Below are 18293 nucleotides of genomic sequence, written 5' to 3' on the forward strand. Positions count from 1 at the left end.
GCTATTCGGCCGCCGGCGCAGGCGGCGTCGTCGCGTAGGCAGTTCCGGTTCGACGCGGCGCGCGGGCGCGCCGCGGTGCGGGTTCGCCTGTGAGGAAGTCGACGATGCTGTCGCGCGCGCGCCGCGCTTCAGGCATCTCGATCAGCGGCCAGACATGGAACATGCCTTCCTCATAGACGACATCGACCTCGACGCCGGCGGCGCGCGCCCTTTCGGCGAAGATCAGATTGTCGGGGCTGAGCATGTCGCGCGAGCCGGTGAGCAGCAGCGTCTTCGGCAGCACGGAGAGATTCCCGTAGAGCGGGCTGATGTGCCAGTCGGCGCGGTCGATGCCGGCGCTGTAGAGCCGGATTGCCTCRAGCCCGCCGGAAATGCCGAGCCAGGGATCATTGCGTTCGGCCTCGAACACTTCCGGATTGGACAACGACATGTCGAGCCCGGGCGAGATCAGCACGTGGCGCGATGGTCCTGGAAGGCCTTTCTCGGCGGCCATCATGGTAAGCACCACGGCCATGTTGCCGCCGGCGGAATCGCCCATGAAAATGATGTCCTCGGCCTCGGTCTCTTCGAGCATGCGCCGGTAGACGTCGCCGACCATGCCGAACATGTCATGGAAATTGTGCTCCGGAGCGATCGGATAGATCGGCACGGTGACGCCGAAGCCCAGCCGCTCCGCCATCTCTGCGATCAGCACCCAGTGATAGGACGTGATCTGAAAGACGAACGCGCCGCCATGCAAATACAGGATGCGCYGACGCTCGCCGGTCTTCGGCGCGATTTCATAAACGGGGAAGCCGTCGACGGTGCTTTCGGTTATGGCGAGGCGCGCCTTCAGCAGTGCGGGCGGGTGATAGTCTTCGGTCTTGCGGGCATAGGCGATCCAGCGCTGCAGATTTTCGRGGCTGGAAAAGGCCTTTTTTCGGCTGTGYCTGAGGATGAACGAGACGACGTGGCTTTTTAGACTGGGCATACGAATACACGGACAGCGGCAGAGCCGACTAAGAGAGTTCCCCCATCATTCGAAGATTGTCCCTCGGCAAAAAATGTCAAGGTTTAGCCACGGCACATTGGCGTGAGGCGACGGTGGCCGCCTTACCGTCGCCCTGGCAGCAATGCGGCGCGCAGCTTTGTGTCGACGATCGCCGAGACCGCTTGCCGGCCCCGGCGCCTGCCGAGCAGCTTGCATTTGTCGGCGAAAGTCATCAGCGCGGCGTTCCCAGAAGCAGCGCGTGAAGAACCGCCTGCGGGTCGCTCGGCGGCGAGGCCGGCCAGCCGATGTCCTTCTGGACATGCGGCGGAAGGTCGTTGAGTGCACGGATCGCCTTGCTCCGGGCATGGGCCTGCCTGATGGTCACACCGAAGCGGCCGAGGTTTTCGAACATCGACATTTTCATCTCCCTTGAAGAGCGGCGGCGGTCGAGGATTTCTCGTCAGCCGCCATTCGAGGTCCGCTAAATGCGCCGGCGATGTATCGAAGGGATTTCGCGAAGACAGCGTCTCGGTTTCCGGATCGGGCCGATCCGGAAACATTTGCATGCAAATGAAAGTCGAAATGTGCCTATGAGAAGCAAGCCTGAAGCGCGTCGCGCTGACGGGTATTCAGGCGACGCGCTTTACGCTTTTGTTTTCATGCATGTCCCAAAACCGCTGCGCAATTTTGGGCGACATGCCTTATGCGCGGCCACGCCGAGCCGCGCGCTCCTCGCGCGAGCGCCGGCGTGGGGAGGCATCGCCGGCGCCGCCGTCGTCGCTTATCGTCTTGCGCGGCGGCAGCTTCACCGCGGCCGCCAGCTTCGGGAACGGGTCGACCTTGTTCGGCAGCGCCATGGCGTAGACGAAGTGCTCCTGGAACTTCGGCTCGAGCGCGGTCTCAATCTTCTCGATCCGGCTCACTGTCTCTTCGATCTCGCGGCGATAGCCGCGATTTAGGAGTGCCATGCGCGCGCCGGCGCCGGCTGCGTTGCCGACGGCCGAAACCTTGTCCAGATCGCAGTCGGGGATCAGCCCCAGCACCATGGCGTATTTCGGATCGATGAAGGAGCCGAAGGCGCCGGCGAAATGGATGCGGTCGACATGGTCAGTATGCTGCTTTTCCATGAGCAGCTTGGTGCCAGCATAAAGCGCCGCTTTGGCAAGCTGGATGGCGCGCACGTCGTTCTGGGTGATGGTGATCTTCGGCTCGCCATCCTTCAGCACATAGGAGAAGGTGCGGCCGTTCGGGACGACGCGCGGCGAGCGCTCGCCGAGCGATCCGTCGACGACGCCGTCCTCGGAAATGATGCCGGTGAGATACATCTCGGCCACCACTTCGATGATGCCCGAGCCGCAAATGCCGGTCACGCCAGTGGCCTGAACGCTCTCGGCGAAGCCCGGCTGATCGGACCACAGCTCCGAGCCGATGACGCGGTAACGCGGCTCGAGCGTCTCCGGATCGATGCGCACGCGCTCGATGGCGCCAGGCGCCGCGCGTTGACCACCAGAAATCTCGGCGCCTTCGAAGGCAGGCCCGGTGGGCGAGGAGGCCGCCACGACGCGCGTGCTGTTGCCGAGCACGATCTCGGCATTGGTACCGACATCGACGATCAGCATCATCTCGTCCTGGCGGTGCGGGCCTTCGGAGAGGGTGACGGCGGCCGCGTCGGCGCCGACATGGCCGGCAATGCAAGGCAGCATGTAGAGGCGCGCGCCCTGGTTCAGCTTCAGGCCGAGATCGGAGGCCTTGATGCGCACCGCGCCGGAAACGGCGAGCGCAAACGGCGCGCCGCCGAGCTCGGTCGGATCGATGCCGAGGAAGAGATGGTGCATGATCGGATTGCCGACGAACACCGCATCGAGGATGTCGTTGCGCTGGACATTGCCTTCCGCGCAAACTTTGTCGACGAGGCTGGAAACCGCTTCACGCACGGCGACCGTCATGCCCTCGCGGCCGTCGGGATTCATCATCACGTAGGAGACGCGGCTCATCAGATCCTCGCCGAAGCGGATCTGCGGATTGGACGTGCCTGAGGAGGCGGCAACGCGGCCGGAGAGCAGCGACACCAGATGCATGGCGATGGTCGTCGAGCCGATGTCGCAGGCAAGCCCGTACGCCTCGTTCTTCAGCCCGGGCCACAGCGCGATGACGCGCGCGATGTCGCTGTCGGCATCCTTGTGGATGGCGGCGGTGGCGGTCCAGTTGCCCTTGCGCAGGATGCCCTGCACCTGCGGCAGCAAATAGAAATCGAATTCGAGGTTGGTGAGGCCCCAATCCTTCATCAGCGCGAGCTTCAGGCGGTCGAGATCGCCGAGCGGCTTGTGCATGTCGGGCTCTTCGATCTCGACGTAGCACATGCGGATCGCCGTATCGCGGGCGATGACCCGGGTGTCGGCGTCCTTGCGGATGGTCTGGGCGTTGATGACCGTGTCCTGCGGCACGTCGACGACGAGGTCGCCGAGGATCAGTGCCGAGCAGGAGAGGCGGCGGCGTTCGGGCAGACCGCGCACGCGCTCGTATCGCTCTTCCTTGGCGCCCTTGGGCGAGAGGTGGTCGTTGGACGAAACGATCTTGTGCTTGGCGAAATTGCCTTCCTGCACCTCGATCTGGCAGCGTCCGCAGGTGGCGCGGCCGCCGCACACGCTCTCGACATAGACACCGAGCTGGCGCGCGGCATCGAGCACCGGCGTGCCAACAGGGAACCGCCCGCGCTTGCCGGACGGCATGAACAGCACGAGCGGATCGGTTATGTTCGGGGGAGGGTTCATGTTCGGATACCTCCCTCTGTCGAGGCAGTCACAATCTCTACCTTATAACCTCGCCATACGGGCCTCGCGTCCGCCACGGCGGCGGCCGCCGGCTGCAGCGCCGCCTTCGCCGGGAGCGGACACCGGCGTGGGCGCGGGTGCTGCATGGCCGCCTTCGGCCGGCTTGTAGTCCTTGTAGGTTCTGATCCAGGTCGAGCAGTTCTCGTCGGTGCCGTTGAGCACATTGGCGCCGCGCACGGCCTCCATTTCCTGCGGACGGACCGGGTTCATGATGGCGCTGGTCATGCCGGCACCGATCACCATCGGGATGAAGGCCGCGTTGATGCCGTGGCGGTGCGGCAGGCCGAACGAGATGTTCGAAAGGCCGCAAGTGGTGTTGACCTTGAGCTCCTCGCGCAAACGGCGCAGCAGCGCGAACACCTGGCGGCCGGCATCGCCCAGCGCGCCGATCGGCATCACCAGCGGGTCGACGACGACGTCATGCGAAGGGATGCCGTGGTCGGCGGCACGCTCGACGATCTTCTTGGCGACGGCGAAGCGGACGTCCGGGTCCATGGAGATGCCGGTTTCGTCGTTGGAGATGGCGACGACCGGGACGTTGTATTTCTTGACCAGCGGCAGGATGGCCTCGAGCTTCTCTTCCTCGCCGGTGACGGAGTTGACCAGCGGACGGCCCTTGGCGACCTTCAGCGCCGCCTCGATGGCGGCGGTGACCGAGCTGTCGATCGAGAGCGGCAGGTCGACCAGGTTCTGCACGATCTCCAGCGTCTGCACCAGCAGCGCAGGCTCGGTCGCGTTGGGGTCGACGGCAGTGACGYCGGCATTGACGTCGAGCATGGTGGCGCCGCAGGCGGCCTGTTCAAGCGCGTCCTTGACGACGGTCTCGAAGTTGCCGGCCACCATCTCGGCGGCCAGCTTCTTGCGGCCGGTCGGGTTGATGCGCTCGCCGATTACGCAGAAGGGCTGGTCGAAGCCGATTACGATTTCTCGGGTCGCCGATGCGACGATGGTGCGGGTCATGCGATCTCTCCGTCGGGGATATAAAGAGTTCTTTATATCGTTATCTGATTTCGTTCAAGCGGATGCTGCCGCCGCGCCGTCAATGCGCGGTCTTCACCATGTCCACCTGGGTTTCGGTAATCTCGTCGTGCAATATGTGGTCGAGCCGCTCAGCGACGATCTGGTCGTCGCGGCGGATCTCCCGCTTCCAGGGCTGGCGGCCTTTCAGCACGCCCGACTCATCGACGATCTCTGCGACATATTCTTCCTGGCGGTAGGCCATCACATGGATGCCGGCGACGCCCGGAATTTCCTTCACCTCGTTGATGATGTCGATGCAGAGCTGCTTGCCTTCCTTCTTCTGGTCCTGCGCGCCTTCGAGCCGCTTGATCACTGCATCGGGGATGTGGATGCCCGGCACGTTGGAGCGGATCCATTTCGCCGTCTTGGCGGAAGCGAGCGGCCCGACCCCGCACAGGAGGAAGACTTTCTCGGTATGGCCGAGGTCGCGCGCCTTCTGCATGAAGGTTTTGAACATCGGCACGTCGAAGCAATATTGCGTCTGTATGAACTGCGCACCGGCGGCGATCTTCTTGCCGAGATGGATCGGGCGGAAATCGTAAGGCGGCGCGAAGGGATTGACCGCCGCGCCGAGGAAGACCTGCGGCGGCGTCGTCAGCTTGCGGCCGGACAGGAACTTGCCGTTGTCGCGCATGATGCGGATGGTTTCGAGCAACGACATGGAATCGAGGTCGAACACCGGCTTTGCGCCGGGCTGGTCGCCGGCCTGGACGCCGTCGCCGGTGAGGCACAGCATGTTGGCGACGCCCATCGCCGCACCGCCCAGCACGTCGCCCTGGATGGCGATGCGGTTCTTGTCGCGGCAGGCGATCTGCATGATCGGGGCATAGCCCATGCGGGTCAAAAGCGCGCAGATGCCGACCGATGACATATGGCAGTTGGCGCCCGACGCATCGACCGCGTTGATGGCGTCGACCCAGCCGTCGAAGACCTTGGCGCGGTCGTAGACATCTTCCGGATCGGCGCTGTCGGGCGGGTTGAGCTCGGTCGTCACCGCGAACTCGCCGCGGCGCAGCACGCGCTCCAGYCGGCCGCGCGAGGAATGGCCGGGCAGGGGGTCGAGCGGCAGGTGGACGCCGGCCGGGTTCTCGTCGCGCTGGCGGACGGTCATGCCGAAGCTCCGGAATTCTTCGCTTTCTGGGCTGTTTCACGCGCCGCGGCGGCCTGCGCGGTCACTCRCAGCCAGGCCGAGGTTTCGCGCAGCGACTGGTCGACCGGCTTCTGCACGGCAAGGATCTTGTCGCCATGCACCATGTTGCGGGAGCCTTCCCAGGCCTTCACCCAGACGCAGGGCATGTCCGGCTCCACCTCGCAATTGCCGTTGGCGCGCACGCCGCCGCAAGGGCCGTTGCGCAGCTGCTTGRGGCAGTTCATCGGGCACGACATGCCGGTCGAGGACAGGATGCACTGGCCGCACATACGGCAGTCGAACATGAAGCCCTTGACGCGCTTCTCGACGAACTTCACCGGCGCCTCGACGCGGCCGTAGCCGATGCCCTTCCACAAGGGATGGAGCAGCAGGAAGGCGTCGGCGAAGCGGGCGTAGAACCATTCGAGCAGACGTGAATGACGGATCGACCACAGCCGCACCGCGAATGTGCGCTGGACGCGCCGCTGCGGCGACACATCTGCAGGCTTGTAGTCGGATTTCGGCGCTGCCTTCTTGACCAAAGTGGCCTGGGTAACCGCCGGCTGTTTCTCAGACATTTTCTTTCCCGCCAGCCTTGACCAGAGCGACCAGTCGCTCGCGGTCGTATTTCGCATCGAGGTCCTGGTAAGCCTTCTCGACCTCGGCTTCGATGTCGTCGCCCACCGGCACCGGATCGGCCTTGCGCCATTCGGCAAGGTAGTCGTCGGTGCTGCCGGCGCCGGTGCGCATGGCACACATGTCGATCGCCTCGGTAAAGCGCAAGGGCAGCTCGCGCTTGGCGTTCTGGYGGCCCTTCTTGACGATGACCTGGGCTGGGATGTCGCGCCAATAGACGACGATCAAATCGGCCATGAATTCTCACTCCTCGATGTTGGGAGCATTGCCGCATGCGCCGTTGGGCCGCTTGTTATGGGACGACGCGCGCGCCTTCAAAAGCGACGCTACCGATGGCGCAAAGCGAACGTTCAATTCCGATGCCGGCTCATCACCACACGCGCTTCGTCAGGCCAGTCCAGAGATAGAACCAGATCGTCGGATGATACCATTGCTTTGACGGCAGGCCCGGATCGATCGTTGCGAGATTTCCTGCCAGCGCATCGTTCACGGCCTCGACGCAGATATCGCGGGAAAACGCGGCCTGGCGCAGCGCATAGCTGGCGATGGTGTCGCCAGGTTTCGGGATGCCACGCGCCTGCCTCAGTACGCCGCCGGTGTCGACGCCGGCATCGACCAGATGCACGGTGGTCCCGAAATTCTCCCGGTCGCCGAAGGCCAGCGCCCAGTAGCCGCCATTCATGCCGCGATATTTCGGCGCGATGCCGGCATGATAGTTGAGCACAGGGCAAAGCATCTTTGCGAGTGTCTCTTTCGACAGCAGCCGGCAGCCGGCGAGCAGCACGACGCCGGCTCCGATCTTCTCGATCGCCTGAAGACATTCGGGCCCGTTGGCCGATGGCACCTGGATGATCGTCTGGCCTGGACGAGATTCGGTCTCGAGCTTTTCCTCGGCAATCAGGCGCGCGGCGTGGCCGGCGAAAAGCCGCTTGCAGAGCCTGGTCAGCACCATGGTGCCGAGTTGGCCGATTGCCGAGATCCAGCCCTGGCGCCGTGCGCGGCCAAGCAGCAAACGCTTCTTTGACTCAGGGGTTTCGAGGATGACGCTGACGGGGCCGACGCGATCGGCGAGCGCGTTGACGATGGCCCAGATATGCGGGCCGCCTTCGGTGACGACCACGACCGGTCGCGGACCGGGTTCCGACGCTGCCATGGCTCCTGCCGCCTTCTACCCGCCTTCAAGAGGCGGCCGGATGTTAGGGAGAGCGGGTTAATCCTTGGTGAGCCGGCGGTCGATGGATGGTCTTGGTCCGGAAAGTCTGCAACTTTTTGCTCCGCTGACTTCGGTCGGAGTCATGCTCAGTCAGCGCTTGAGTCCGTCAGCCTGCGTCGGCTGCTGCCTGCGCCAATCCGTCTGTCAGATCGCCGTAGCCGGTCGAGCGGCGCTCATAGGCGAGGCCGAGCATGGCCGCGGCCTTCTCCGCAACCTTTTCGAGTTCCGGGTCGTCGGTCTGCGCAAGATAGATCAGCTTCTCGTAGTTGCCGAAATAGTCCTTGATCAGCTCCGGATGCCTGTCGAGGCCGAGCGGCTTGATGAAGAAGGCATCGAATTGGCGGCAGAGGAAGTCGGTCATGTAGAACGACATCATGTCGTCGTCGGCGACCTTCGCGTAGGCATCCAGGCCCTGGTAGAAGGCGAAGCAATGCGGCCCGGCCATGCGCTCCACGCCGTGCTTTTCCAGCACGCGGTCGAGCATGCCGCCGGTGCCGCAGTCGGCATAGCCGACGAAAATGCGCTTGTAGCCTTCCGCCTTGGCCTTCTCGATCGCCTTGTCCATGGCTGGCGCGATGCGCTCCGGATAGAAGTGGAACTCGGCTGGCAGGCAGGTCAGCTCGAGATGGTCGAGGCCGAGCTGATCCTTGACGGCCAAAACTTCGCGCGCAATCATTCCGCAGGCAATGACGAGCAGCCTGTCTGTTTGATTCGGTTTCGTTTTTTGCGTTTTGACCATGAACCAGTCGCACCGGTTTTCGCTGCGGGGCTAATTATCTGTCGAGGGAGACACCGTCCATGAAACTGCTACGCATCGCGCCGATGGTCATCCTTGCCTGCGCGCTTGCTCTCACGGCCTGCGCCAACACCATTCGGGGTGTCGGCAAGGATGTCAAATCGACGGCAAGGGCGGTCAAAGACACTGTCACCAACTGATAAGTAGCCTCGCCCAACATCTGGGAACAAAAAAGCCGCGCTGCAAGGCGCGGCTTTTTCCTGTCGGTCCATGCCGGACGCCTTGGGATCAGGCGGAAGCGCGAACGTTGTGCTTGCGCTTCATGAAGTCCTTGGCCGTCTCGACCGCCACCGCCGCGTCGCGGCAATAGGCATCGGCACCGACGGCCTTGCCGAATTCCTCGTTGAGCGGCGCGCCGCCAACCAGCACGACATAGTCGTCGCGGATGCCCTTTTCCTTCATCGTGTCGATGACGACCTTCATGTAGGGCATGGTGGTGGTGAGCAGCGCCGACATGCCGATGATGTCGGGCTGATGCTCCTCCAGAGCCTCCAGATACTTCTCGACTGCGTTGTTGATGCCGAGGTCGATGACGTCGAAGCCGGCGCCTTCCATCATCATGCCGACGAGGTTCTTGCCGATGTCGTGAATGTCGCCCTTCACGGTGCCGATCACCATCTTGCCCTGCTTGGGCGCGCCGGTGGCAGCCAGCAGCGGACGCAGGATGGCCATGCCGGCCTTCATGGCGTTGGCCGAAAGCAGCACTTCCGGCACGAACAGGATGCCGTCGCGAAAATCCTCGCCGACAATGCGCATACCTTCGACAAGCGCCTCGGTCAGCACCGTGTAAGGCTGCCAGCCGCGGTCGAGAAGGATCCTGGTGCCTTCCTCGATCTCTTCCTTTAGTCCGTCATAAAGGTCGTCGTGCATCTGCTGCACGAGTTCCTCGTCGGAAAGCTCGGAAAGGATGATCTCGTCGTCGGACATTTTTTTCTCGGGCTCCTTGCTGCTCGGAATGATTGCGGCAGCCTCATAGTCAATGGGCCAATACCTAACCCGCGAGGGCAAGGTAGCCATAGCTGATTTGCGACTTCTCGCAAAAGGAAAGCGACTGGAAATCTATTGGTTTTCTTGTCGATTTTGCGACAGGCGTTGGCGCTGGCGGGCCGTTTCGAATAGGGTGCATGGCTACGATCCGGCAAGAAGCGGCATCAAACCGGCCGCGAGCCAATTCAGGCCAATTGATAGGAAGAACGATCATGAGCGATAACGCGGCAGTCGAACAGGAAGCGTCGGGCGGACGACGCGGACGCGGCGCCAGCGGCGGCGCAGCGGCCAGACGCGCGGCGCGCGCCGGCGGCGGTCCAGGCACCCAGCTCACCTATATCAAGCGCAAGATCAACGTTTACGAGGTCCTCAACGAGGAGGGCCTGGGGCTGATCGAGAAGAACACCGACACGGTGCTGGAAGAGGTGGGCATCATCTTCCGCGACGACGCCGAGGCGCTCGCGCTGTGGAAAGAGGCCGGTGCCGACGTGAAGGGCGAGCGCGTGCATTTCCCGAAAGGGCTTTGCCGATCGCTGTTGAAGACCGCGCCTTCGATCTACACCCAGCATGCGCGCAACCCCGAGCGTTCGGTGCAGATCGGCGGCAATGCGACGGTGTTCGCGCCGGTCTATGGCCCGCCCTTCGTGCGTGACCTCGACGGCAACCGCCGCTATGCGACGCTCGAGGACTTCCAGAACTTCGTGAAGCTCGCCTATATGGCGCCGTCGAYCCACCATTCCGGCGGCACAGTGTGCGAGCCGGTGGATGTGCCGGTCAATAAGCGGCATCTGGATATGGTCTACAGCCACATCCGCTACTCGGACAAACCGTTCATGGGCTCGGTGACCGCCCCGGAGCGCGCCGAGGATACGGTGGCGATGGCCAAGATCGTGTTCGGCGACGATTTCGTCGAGAACAACACGGTGCTGACCAGCCTGATCAACGCCAACTCGCCGATGGTGTTTGACGAGACCATGCTCGGCGCGCTGAAGGTCTACTCGCGGCACAACCAGGCCTGCATCGTCACGCCCTTCATCCTCGCCGGCGCCATGAGCCCAGTGACGGTCGCCGGCACGCTGACGCAGATCCTGGCCGAGGTGCTCGCCGGCGCCTCGTTCACGCAGCTCATCCGTCCCGGCGCGCCGGTGCTGTTCGGCACTTTCGCCTCGTCGATTTCGATGCAGTCGGGTGCACCGACCTTCGGCACGCCGGAGCCGTCCCTGGTTTCTTATGGCGCAGCGCAGCTCGCGCGCCGGCTCGGCCTGCCGTTCCGTACCGGCGGCTCACTCTGCGCCTCGAAGATCCCGGATGCGCAGGCGGCCTATGAGAGCGCCAACACGCTGAACTCGACGATCCTTGCCGGCACCAATTTCGTGCTGCATTCGGCCGGCTGGCTCGAGGGCGGCCTCGCCTCCTGCTACGAGAAGTTCATGATGGACATCGACCAGCTCGGCATGCAGCAGAAGTTCGCCGAGGGCGTCGACCTTTCGGAAAACGGCCAGGCGATGGACGCCATCCGGCAGGTCGGTCCGGGCAGCCATTATCTCGGCTGCGACCACACGCAGGCCAACTTCCAGACCGCATTCTATCGGTCCAACATCGCCGACAACAATTCCTACGAGCAGTGGCTGGCCGAGGGCGAGAAGACGGCGCCGCAGCGCGCCAACGAACTCGCCCGCCGCTGGCTGGAAAGCTACGAGGCGCCGCATCTCGACGCGGGCATCGACGAAGCGCTGAAGGAATTCATCGCCAAGAAGAAGGCCTCGATGGCCGACGCCTTCACTTGAAAGGAGCCCGAGTCAGGCCGGGCTAAAGTCGCCAACATCATCCACAAGGAAGTCTGGCGGAGCGCGTTCTCCGACCCGGACCGGAAGGGATGATTGTCTCGCGCGGCACGATCGATAGAATCGCGGCCGTGCTTGCCGCCCATGGCCTGATCCTTCGCGGCGGCTTCCGCTTCGCCGGCGATGAAGTCGCGGCCGCGGGGCTATCCGGTGCGCCCGCAAAGTCCGCTCTGCTGGTGGGACAGGCGGGCGCAGCACCCTGGCCGCATTTCCAGCGCTGGCTCGAGAGGCAGCCGCAGCCCATTGCCAATCCGCTCGACACATGGTCGCGCGAGGTGATCGGCGCGGTCGCGAAAGATTTTGGCGCGCGCGCCGTGTCGCCTTCCGACCGGCCCCATCTGCCGTTCCAGCAATGGGCGATGCGGGCGGAAAAGCTGAACCCGTCGCCGCTTGGCATCCTCATGCACCCGGAATACGGGCTCTGGCATGCCTATCGTGGCGCGCTGCTGTTCGCGGAGGAGATTTTCCTCCCCGAACCTCAGGAACCGATTCATCTTTGCGACACATGTCTTGAAAAGCCTTGCATGAAATCCTGTCCGGTCGATGCCTATTCCGTGCGGGGTTTTGCCCATGATGCCTGTCTCGGCCATGTGCGCGGCCCCAAAGGCGAGCCTTGCCGGAGYGGCGGCTGCCTCGATCGCAACGCCTGTCCCAACTGCACATCTTACCGCTACTCGCCGGAAGTTCAGGCCTTTCATATGGCGGCCTTTGCCCGGCCGTAATATGAATGCCGTCCGCACGAAATCTTGAACGACAGGCTCCGGGATTGTCTTGCAGGAGCGGCGCGCGCCGATATCTATCTCGCGACAGAAAACGGAGAGCGGCATGGCGCGACAGGACATTGAGATCGAAACCAGCGACGGCAAGGCGAAGGCCAGGCTTTTCCGGTCAGTGGTCGCGGCCAGGGCTGGCGTCATCCTCTATATGGATGCCTTCGGGCCGCGCCCGGCACTCGATGAAATGGCCGAGCGGCTCGCCGAAGAAGGCTATGCCGTGCTGGTGCCCGATCTCTTCTATCGCAATGCGCCTTATGGTCCGTTCGACGCCAAGACCGCCTTCACCGTCRAAAAGACGAAAGCGGAGCTGATGGCGCTGGTCTCAGGCACCACTCAGGATATGACCATCCGCGACAGCACGRCCTTCCTCGATACGCTAGCAGCCAAAGGCGTCAGCGAGCCGATCGGCGTTGTCGGCTATTGTATGGGCGGGGCGCGGGCGTTGAACGCGGCGGCAACCCATCCCGACCGCATAGCGGCGGCGGCGAGCTTCCACGGCGGGAACCTCGCAAGYGATGCCGCCGACAGCCCGCACCGCAAGGCGGCTTCGATCAAGGCGCGCGTCTATGTCGGCGTGGCCGGGGTCGACCGCAGCTTTCCGCCGGAGCAATCGGCACGGCTGGCCGAGGCGCTCAGGGTCGCCGAAGTCGACCACACGATCGAGAACTATGTTGGCGCCGGCCATGGCTGGTGCGTAAGGGACCACAGCGCTTACAACACAGCCGCCGCCGAGCGTCACTGGAAGCGGCTGACGACGTTCTTCAGCGAGATGCTCAAATAGGCCGGCGCTCGGCAAAAAATTCTTCCCATCATCCCAAGGAATCGCCATTAGCCTTCGTCCAACAGGCAAATGACGGCGATGATGCTGGACGACAGCGAAGCCTCCGATGCCGAATTGATCGGGCGGGCGAGGGGCGGAGACAGGGGGGCTTTCGGCAAACTGCTCGAAAGGCACTACGGCTTCGTCTATCGCGCCGCCTATCGCTGGTGCGGCAGCAAGGCCGACGCCGAGGATATCGCCCAGGACGTCTGCGTGCGACTCGGCCCGGCGATCCGCGACTATCAGGGCAACGGCGCCTTCACGACCTGGCTCTACGCCATGACGCTGAACGCGGCGCGCGACATGATGCGCAAGCACGCCCGTGATACCGCCAGGACCGAGGCTTACGGTGCCTATGCGCTGATTGCGGGCGAGGCCTCTGCTGACGGCCCGGACCCGACCGAGGCGCTGTGGGCGGCGGTGCGTATGTTGCCCGACAAGCAACGCGATGCCGTGCTGCTCGTCTATGGCGAGGGCATCAGCCATGCCGCGGCGGCGGAAGTGATGGCGATCTCGGAGACGACGGTTTCCTGGCACATCCATGAAGCGAAGAAGCGGCTGAAAGTGCTCATGCGGTCAGCCGGGGAAGTGTGACCATGGTCGACGACAACGAACTCGAAAGGCTGCGCGACCTCGCAGTGCCGGCGCCGAACGGCGAGGCCAAGGCGCGCGCGTTCGCCGCTGCGATGCACGCTTTCGACGGCCAAAAAAAAATCGCGACGGCCCCCCAAGGAACAGCGGCAGGTCTTCGTCTCACGGAGCGAGCACAAACGCTCTGGAGAGAGATCATGCAACGGAAACTCATTGCCACGCCGGCCATCACCGCGCTGGTCGCGCTGCCTATCGCCGGCTATGCCGCTTTTGAGATGTTGAAGGAGCCACCTGTCATTGGCGGCAACGGGAAGATCACCGAGACGGTGGCCGACAAGCCGGCGGCGCAGAAGCCTACGGTGAAACAGCCGGTGATCAACGAACCGTTGGCGGTCGCGCCCGCCAACGAAAAGAAGACCGCCAGCGAGGATCGCCTCAAGGGCGAGGCTCAGGTTGCGCCGGCATCGCCGCCGAAGCCGGCTGCCGAAGTTGACAGCTTGGCCAAGCAGGAGACGGCGCCGGCGGCGCAGTCCGAGCCGGCGCCGGCCGAGAGCGGTCAACTCGCGGCTGGCGGACGCGCGAATGCGCAAGCGCCTGCGGCGGCCATGCGGGGGGCTCAGGCGCCGGCCGGCGCCATCGCCGATTCCAAGCTGATGGTTCAGCCTTTGCCCATGCCGTCCGACCAGATGCAGCCGCAGGAGGAGAATCGCGACCGCATCGAAACGTTCAAGACCAATCCGGTGCATGAAACGACGCAGGATCCGGTCTCGACCTTTTCGATCGATGTCGACACGGCATCCTATTCCTTCGTGCGGCGCTCGCTGAAGGAAGGCATCCTGCCTGATCCCGACACGGTTCGGGTCGAGGAGATGATCAACTACTTCCCCTATGACTGGAAGGGGCCAAGCTCGGCCGCGACGCCGTTCAACTCGACCATCACCGTCATGCCGACGCCCTGGAACGAGCGTACCAGGCTGATGCATGTCGCCATCAAGGGTTTCGACGTGAAGCCGGCCGAGCAGCCCAAGGCCAATCTGGTGTTCCTGATCGACGTGTCGGGGTCGATGGACGAGCCGGACAAGCTGCCGCTGCTGAAATCGGCCTTCCGGCTGCTGGTGAGCAAGCTGAAGCTCGACGACACCGTCTCCATCGTCACCTATGCCGGCAATGCCGGCACGGTGCTCATGCCAACGAAGGCGGCGGAAAAGCAGAAGATACTTTCGGCCATCGACAATCTGGAACCCGGCGGATCGACGGCCGGCGAGGCCGRCATCAGGGAAGCCTACAAGCTTGCGCAGCAGTCCTTCGTCAAGGACGGCGTCAACCGGGTGATGCTTGCCACCGACGGCGACTTCAACGTCGGCCAGACCGATGACGCCGATCTCAAGCAGCTGATCGAGAAGGAGCGCAAGACCGGCGTCTTCCTGTCGGTGTTCGGCTTCGGCCGCGGCAATCTGAACGACCAGATGATGCAGACCATCGCCCAGAACGGCAACGGCACGGCGGCCTATATCGACACGCTCGCCGAAGCCGAGAAGGTGCTGGTCGAGGATGCTTCCTCGACGCTGTTCACCATCGCCAAAGACGTCAAGATCCAGGTCGAGTTCAATCCGGCCAAGGTCTCGGAGTATCGTCTGGTCGGCTATGAGACGCGCGCCTTGAAGCGCGAGGATTTCAATAACGACCGCGTCGATGCAGGCGATATCGGCTCCGGCCATTCGGTGACGGCGATCTACGAGATCACGCCGAAGGGCAGCGGTGCGGAGCAGGTCGATCCGCTGCGCTACGGCCAGGCGAAGGTCGACAATGGCGGCGTTGCCAATGCGGACGAATATGCCTTCGTCAAGATCCGCTACAAGCTGCCGAACGAGGATGTCTCCAAGCTGATCACCACGCCGGTGACCGCCGCCAACGAAGTGTCGTCCTTCGATCAGGCGGGCGCCGACCAGCGCTTCTCGGTCGCGGTCGCCGCCTTCGGGCAGAAGCTGCGCGACGAGGATCAAACGGCGAATTYCGGCTACGACCGCATCCTGGAGATCGCCAATGCAGCCCGAGGCGCCGATCCGTTCGGGTACAGGGGCGAATTCCTGTCGCTGGTGCGACTGGCCTCCTCGCTGGGCGGCAACAAATAGTTAGGCGAAGATCGGACACAGGCCGGCAGGTGAAACCCCGCCTGGCCTTCGTCCGATCGTTAAATTGCGCGGCTTTTCCGGAACTTCGTCGCAATGACCTTCTGTTAGTCGAAGCTGATAGAGGACTTTGAGGGGCTGGAATTGCATATCAGCGGGAACGTGACATCGACGGCGGGCGACCTTCAGGCACGAGGGCCGTCTGCTCCGCCGGAATCCTCACGCATGAGAAGTGATGTCGACGCGGCCCGCAAGACGGCGCTCTCCGCGCTGAATAACGACCGCTTCCGCGTGATGCTGGAGCAGATCAGCAACCCGCGCGTGTCCGGCGCCTTGCTGACGATGGGCGCCGACAGCACGGACAGCGCCGCGACCGACTTCAACACGGCGCTGTCGCGCTACGCCGAAAACAGCAAATAGAAGGCGGTCAGGCGCGGCTGCGCCGGCGCTCGCGGCGGCCTTCGCCCGTTTCGCCACCGCTTGCCGTTTTGTTGCGCATCGGGCCGATGCGCTGGACGATGGTCTCGACGGTCGGGCGCGACGACTTGGTATGTCCGTCGAGCGCTTTGCGCATGGCGGCGAGATGGGCGAACGAGGTGCCGCAGCAGCCACCGACGATCTTGGCGCCGGCGTCGACCGCCAGCCTGACATAGTCGGCCATCAGCTCGGGCGTGCCGGAATAATGGATCTCGCTGCCGCGGAATTCCGGAATGCCGCAATTGCCCTTGACGATCACGGTCGCCTCCGGCTTCGCCTCGGTCATGTCCAGCAGCGAGGCCAGGATGTCGGCCGCGCCGACGCCGCAATTGGCGCCGACGCCGAGCGGAGCCTGCGACAGCCCTTCGGCAACGCCGTGAATGTCCTTCGGTAGCAGCCCCATCATGGTGCGGCCGGCGGTGTCGAAGGAGCCGGTATAGGTATAGGGCAGGCCGACGCGGATCGCGGCCTCCGCCGCCGCGCGGATCTCATCCGGCGCCGACATCGTCTCGATCCAGGCGACTTCGGCGCCGCCGGCCTTGAGGCCTTCGATCTGCTCGGCGAAGGCATCGACGGCATCCTCATAGGTCATGGCGCCCAGCGGCGCCAGCAGTTCGCCGGTCGGGCCGACGGAGCCGGCCACGATCACCCTGCGGCCGGCCTTGTCGGCGACGGAACGGGCGATCTCGGCGGCGCGCTTGTTCAGCTCGCCGACCCGGTCCTGCGCATGATGCAGCTTCAGCCGGTGACGAGTGCCGCCGAAGGAATTGGTCAGGATGATGTCGGCGCCGGCGTCGACGAAGTTCTGGTGCAGCTTCGTGACGGTGTCGGGTGCCGTTTCGTTCAGCAGTTCGGGCGCTTCGCCGGCCTCGAGGCCCATCGCGAACAGGTTGGTGCCGGTGGCGCCATCGGCGAGCAGCACGCCCTTTTCAGCAATCAGCGCGTCGATGGGATTAGTCGCGGTCATGGCTTTGGCTTTCGTTCGGGAATTCAAATAACGATATAAAGAAGTCTTTATGTCCAGTCAATGAATTTGGAGTCGCTTGGGGTGCCGATTTGGACTGTGGCGACAGCGTTCAGGCCGGGCCTGATGGGAACGACATGCCAGCCAGCCTTTGCGTGAAGCTTGCCGCCTCATGCGCGTTGACGTCGGCGGCGCGGATCAGATTGTCGAAATGGCTGGTCAAGGTGCGGACCGGCTGGGTGGCATTGAGCACCAGATACATGTCGCCGACATAGATCGCCGCACGRTAGGGACCGAAGATCGTATAGGGGATCGAATAGCGCATACGGCCGTCGTAGAGGAACAGGCGGAAGGTCGGGTAAAGGTCGTCGAGAAGCGCTGCCATGTGCAGCAACTGCCTGCGGCGCTCGGCCTCGGGAAAGCGATCCCAGATGCCGAGGCCGCGCGCGAAGATCTCCAGCGTATGGCGCGGCATGCAGACTTCCATGTCGGTCTCCGGCCGCCTGTTGTAGTCGATGCGGTATTGCGTCTCGCCGGCCTGCGCCTCGCGACTCTTGTTCGCGATGCCGGCCTCGTATTCGACCAGCGCCTCGGTGCGCAGGAGGTCCGGAATGCCGGCAGGCACGTAGCGGATTTTCGTGCCGGCCGCCTCGGCGTGCCATTTGGCGAGCAACGTGCGATCGAAACCGTCCGCCGCCTCCTCGATCTCCAGGCTTTCGCGAATCTCGCCGGTGACGCCTTCGTCCTGGCTCAGGCCCAGCAACCAGTCGAGGGATACTTTGAACTCGGCGGCAATGTTGAGCAGCGTCTCGGCGCGGGGCAGGCGGGTCGAGGCTCCGGACAGCAGTTGCGAGAGCGCCGAACGGTCGATGYCGACGGCGGTCGCGAAGGCCGATTGGTTCAGGTCGGAGCGTGTCAAGAGCAATTTCAGTCGCTCCCGGAAGATCGTCGACAGATCAYGCTTGTCCATCCATCTGCTCCGTTCCCGAGAGGAAAAATTTGCGCCGTGGCCGCCATGCTCGCGGCTCAGGCGTAAATGAATCCCCAAATCTGTTTACAATGCATAACATCTGCCGATAAAAATGCGCACTCGCAACAGTTTGTGCGCTT

General features: G+C 63.7%; 19 protein-coding genes. 7 read left to right on the top strand and 12 right to left on the bottom strand.

What is annotated here, in order from left to right:
* Position 1: 1 nt before the first annotated feature.
* From ORS3428_RS01970 to ORS3428_RS02010, 9 genes are all read right to left on the bottom strand, one after another.
* Positions 2-970, bottom strand: a complete 969-nt coding sequence (locus ORS3428_RS01970; RefSeq protein ID WP_071094131.1) for an alpha/beta hydrolase — start codon at positions 968-970, stop codon at positions 2-4.
* Positions 971-1202: 232 nt separating this feature from the next.
* A complete protein-coding gene (locus ORS3428_RS01975; RefSeq protein WP_071094219.1) occupies positions 1203-1388 on the bottom strand; it encodes a hypothetical protein in 186 nt (61 codons plus the stop codon).
* Between the two features lie 283 nt (positions 1389-1671).
* A complete protein-coding gene (locus tag ORS3428_RS01980) occupies positions 1672-3741 on the bottom strand; it encodes an ASKHA domain-containing protein (RefSeq protein ID WP_071094132.1) in 2070 nt (689 codons plus the stop codon).
* A gap of 42 nt (positions 3742-3783) precedes the next feature.
* A complete protein-coding gene (locus tag ORS3428_RS01985; RefSeq protein ID WP_071094133.1) occupies positions 3784-4761 on the bottom strand; it encodes a methyltetrahydrofolate cobalamin methyltransferase in 978 nt (325 codons plus the stop codon).
* Positions 4762-4840: 79 nt separating this feature from the next.
* Positions 4841-5932 carry a methylenetetrahydrofolate reductase gene (locus ORS3428_RS01990; RefSeq protein WP_071094134.1) on the bottom strand — a complete coding sequence of 364 codons (1092 nt, stop codon included), beginning with the start codon at positions 5930-5932 and terminating at the stop codon, positions 4841-4843.
* Positions 5929-6528, bottom strand: coding sequence for a methylenetetrahydrofolate reductase C-terminal domain-containing protein (locus ORS3428_RS01995; protein ID WP_071094135.1), 600 nt, complete (start codon positions 6526-6528; stop codon positions 5929-5931). The genes ORS3428_RS01990 and ORS3428_RS01995 overlap by 4 nt, the downstream gene beginning before the upstream one ends.
* Entirely contained in the window at positions 6521-6823 is a 303-nt protein-coding gene (locus tag ORS3428_RS02000) for a virulence factor (RefSeq protein WP_071094136.1), read from the bottom strand. The genes ORS3428_RS01995 and ORS3428_RS02000 overlap by 8 nt, the downstream gene beginning before the upstream one ends.
* A gap of 133 nt (positions 6824-6956) precedes the next feature.
* A complete protein-coding gene (locus ORS3428_RS02005; RefSeq protein WP_071094137.1) occupies positions 6957-7739 on the bottom strand; it encodes a formyl transferase in 783 nt (260 codons plus the stop codon).
* A gap of 166 nt (positions 7740-7905) precedes the next feature.
* Entirely contained in the window at positions 7906-8538 is a 633-nt protein-coding gene (locus tag ORS3428_RS02010; protein WP_071094138.1) for a DUF1638 domain-containing protein, read from the bottom strand.
* Positions 8539-8597: 59 nt separating this feature from the next.
* Between ORS3428_RS02010 and ORS3428_RS02015 the strand changes: the two genes are divergently transcribed.
* Positions 8598-8735 carry an entericidin A/B family lipoprotein gene (locus ORS3428_RS02015; RefSeq protein ID WP_071094139.1) on the top strand — a complete coding sequence of 46 codons (138 nt, stop codon included), beginning with the start codon at positions 8598-8600 and terminating at the stop codon, positions 8733-8735.
* An 88-nt stretch (positions 8736-8823) separates the two neighbouring features.
* Here the strand turns inward: ORS3428_RS02015 and ORS3428_RS02020 are convergent, their stop codons facing one another.
* Complete coding sequence (locus ORS3428_RS02020) at positions 8824-9522, bottom strand: corrinoid protein (protein WP_071094140.1); 699 nt, start codon at positions 9520-9522, stop codon at positions 8824-8826.
* Positions 9523-9794: 272 nt separating this feature from the next.
* On the opposite strand from ORS3428_RS02020, the gene ORS3428_RS02025 reads away from it, so the two are divergent.
* From ORS3428_RS02025 to ORS3428_RS02050, 6 genes are all read left to right on the top strand, one after another.
* Positions 9795-11369 carry a trimethylamine methyltransferase family protein gene (locus ORS3428_RS02025; protein WP_071094141.1) on the top strand — a complete coding sequence of 525 codons (1575 nt, stop codon included), beginning with the start codon at positions 9795-9797 and terminating at the stop codon, positions 11367-11369.
* A gap of 89 nt (positions 11370-11458) precedes the next feature.
* On the top strand, positions 11459-12148 hold the full coding sequence (locus tag ORS3428_RS02030) for a hypothetical protein (protein ID WP_071094142.1): 690 nt from the start codon (positions 11459-11461) through the stop codon (positions 12146-12148).
* Positions 12149-12251: 103 nt separating this feature from the next.
* Positions 12252-12983 carry a dienelactone hydrolase family protein gene (locus tag ORS3428_RS02035; protein WP_071094143.1) on the top strand — a complete coding sequence of 244 codons (732 nt, stop codon included), beginning with the start codon at positions 12252-12254 and terminating at the stop codon, positions 12981-12983.
* A 69-nt stretch (positions 12984-13052) separates the two neighbouring features.
* Positions 13053-13616, top strand: a complete 564-nt coding sequence (locus ORS3428_RS02040; RefSeq protein WP_071094144.1) for an RNA polymerase sigma factor — start codon at positions 13053-13055, stop codon at positions 13614-13616.
* 2 nt (positions 13617-13618) lie between these two features.
* Complete coding sequence (locus ORS3428_RS02045) at positions 13619-15745, top strand: vWA domain-containing protein (RefSeq protein WP_071094145.1); 2127 nt, start codon at positions 13619-13621, stop codon at positions 15743-15745.
* A 222-nt stretch (positions 15746-15967) separates the two neighbouring features.
* Complete coding sequence (locus tag ORS3428_RS02050; protein ID WP_083354958.1) at positions 15968-16162, top strand: hypothetical protein; 195 nt, start codon at positions 15968-15970, stop codon at positions 16160-16162.
* 7 nt (positions 16163-16169) lie between these two features.
* Here ORS3428_RS02050 and bmt read toward each other — a convergent pair whose 3' ends face one another.
* Both bmt and ORS3428_RS02060 read right to left on the bottom strand, forming a co-directional pair.
* Complete coding sequence (gene bmt / locus ORS3428_RS02055) at positions 16170-17186, bottom strand: betaine--homocysteine S-methyltransferase (protein WP_071094147.1); 1017 nt, start codon at positions 17184-17186, stop codon at positions 16170-16172.
* A 109-nt stretch (positions 17187-17295) separates the two neighbouring features.
* Positions 17296-18153 (bottom strand): helix-turn-helix domain-containing protein, encoded by an 858-nt coding sequence (locus ORS3428_RS02060; protein WP_071094148.1) that lies wholly within the window; start codon positions 18151-18153, stop codon positions 17296-17298.
* Positions 18154-18293: the final 140 nt, after the last annotated feature.

This window comes from Mesorhizobium sp. ORS 3428 (assembly GCF_001854785.1).
Lineage (GTDB): Bacteria > Pseudomonadota > Alphaproteobacteria > Rhizobiales > Rhizobiaceae > Mesorhizobium.

Bases quoted from the DNA above. Each gene is read 5' to 3' on its own strand.
- ORS3428_RS01975 (WP_071094219.1), bottom strand. From the start codon at position 1,388: ATGTCGATGTTCGAAAACCTCGGCCGCTTCGGTGTGACCATCAGGCAG.
- ORS3428_RS01980 (WP_071094132.1), bottom strand. From the start codon at position 3,741: ATGAACCCTCCCCCGAACATAACCGATCCGCTCGTGCTGTTCATGCCG.
- ORS3428_RS02005 (WP_071094137.1), bottom strand. From the start codon at position 7,739: ATGGCAGCGTCGGAACCCGGTCCGCGACCGGTCGTGGTCGTCACCGAA.
- ORS3428_RS02010 (WP_071094138.1), bottom strand. From the start codon at position 8,538: ATGGTCAAAACGCAAAAAACGAAACCGAATCAAACAGACAGGCTGCTC.
- ORS3428_RS02015 (WP_071094139.1), top strand. From the start codon at position 8,598: ATGAAACTGCTACGCATCGCGCCGATGGTCATCCTTGCCTGCGCGCTT.
- ORS3428_RS02020 (WP_071094140.1), bottom strand. From the start codon at position 9,522: ATGTCCGACGACGAGATCATCCTTTCCGAGCTTTCCGACGAGGAACTC.
- ORS3428_RS02040 (WP_071094144.1), top strand. From the start codon at position 13,053: ATGACGGCGATGATGCTGGACGACAGCGAAGCCTCCGATGCCGAATTG.
- ORS3428_RS02050 (WP_083354958.1), top strand. From the start codon at position 15,968: ATGAGAAGTGATGTCGACGCGGCCCGCAAGACGGCGCTCTCCGCGCTG.
- bmt (WP_071094147.1), bottom strand. From the start codon at position 17,186: ATGACCGCGACTAATCCCATCGACGCGCTGATTGCTGAAAAGGGCGTG.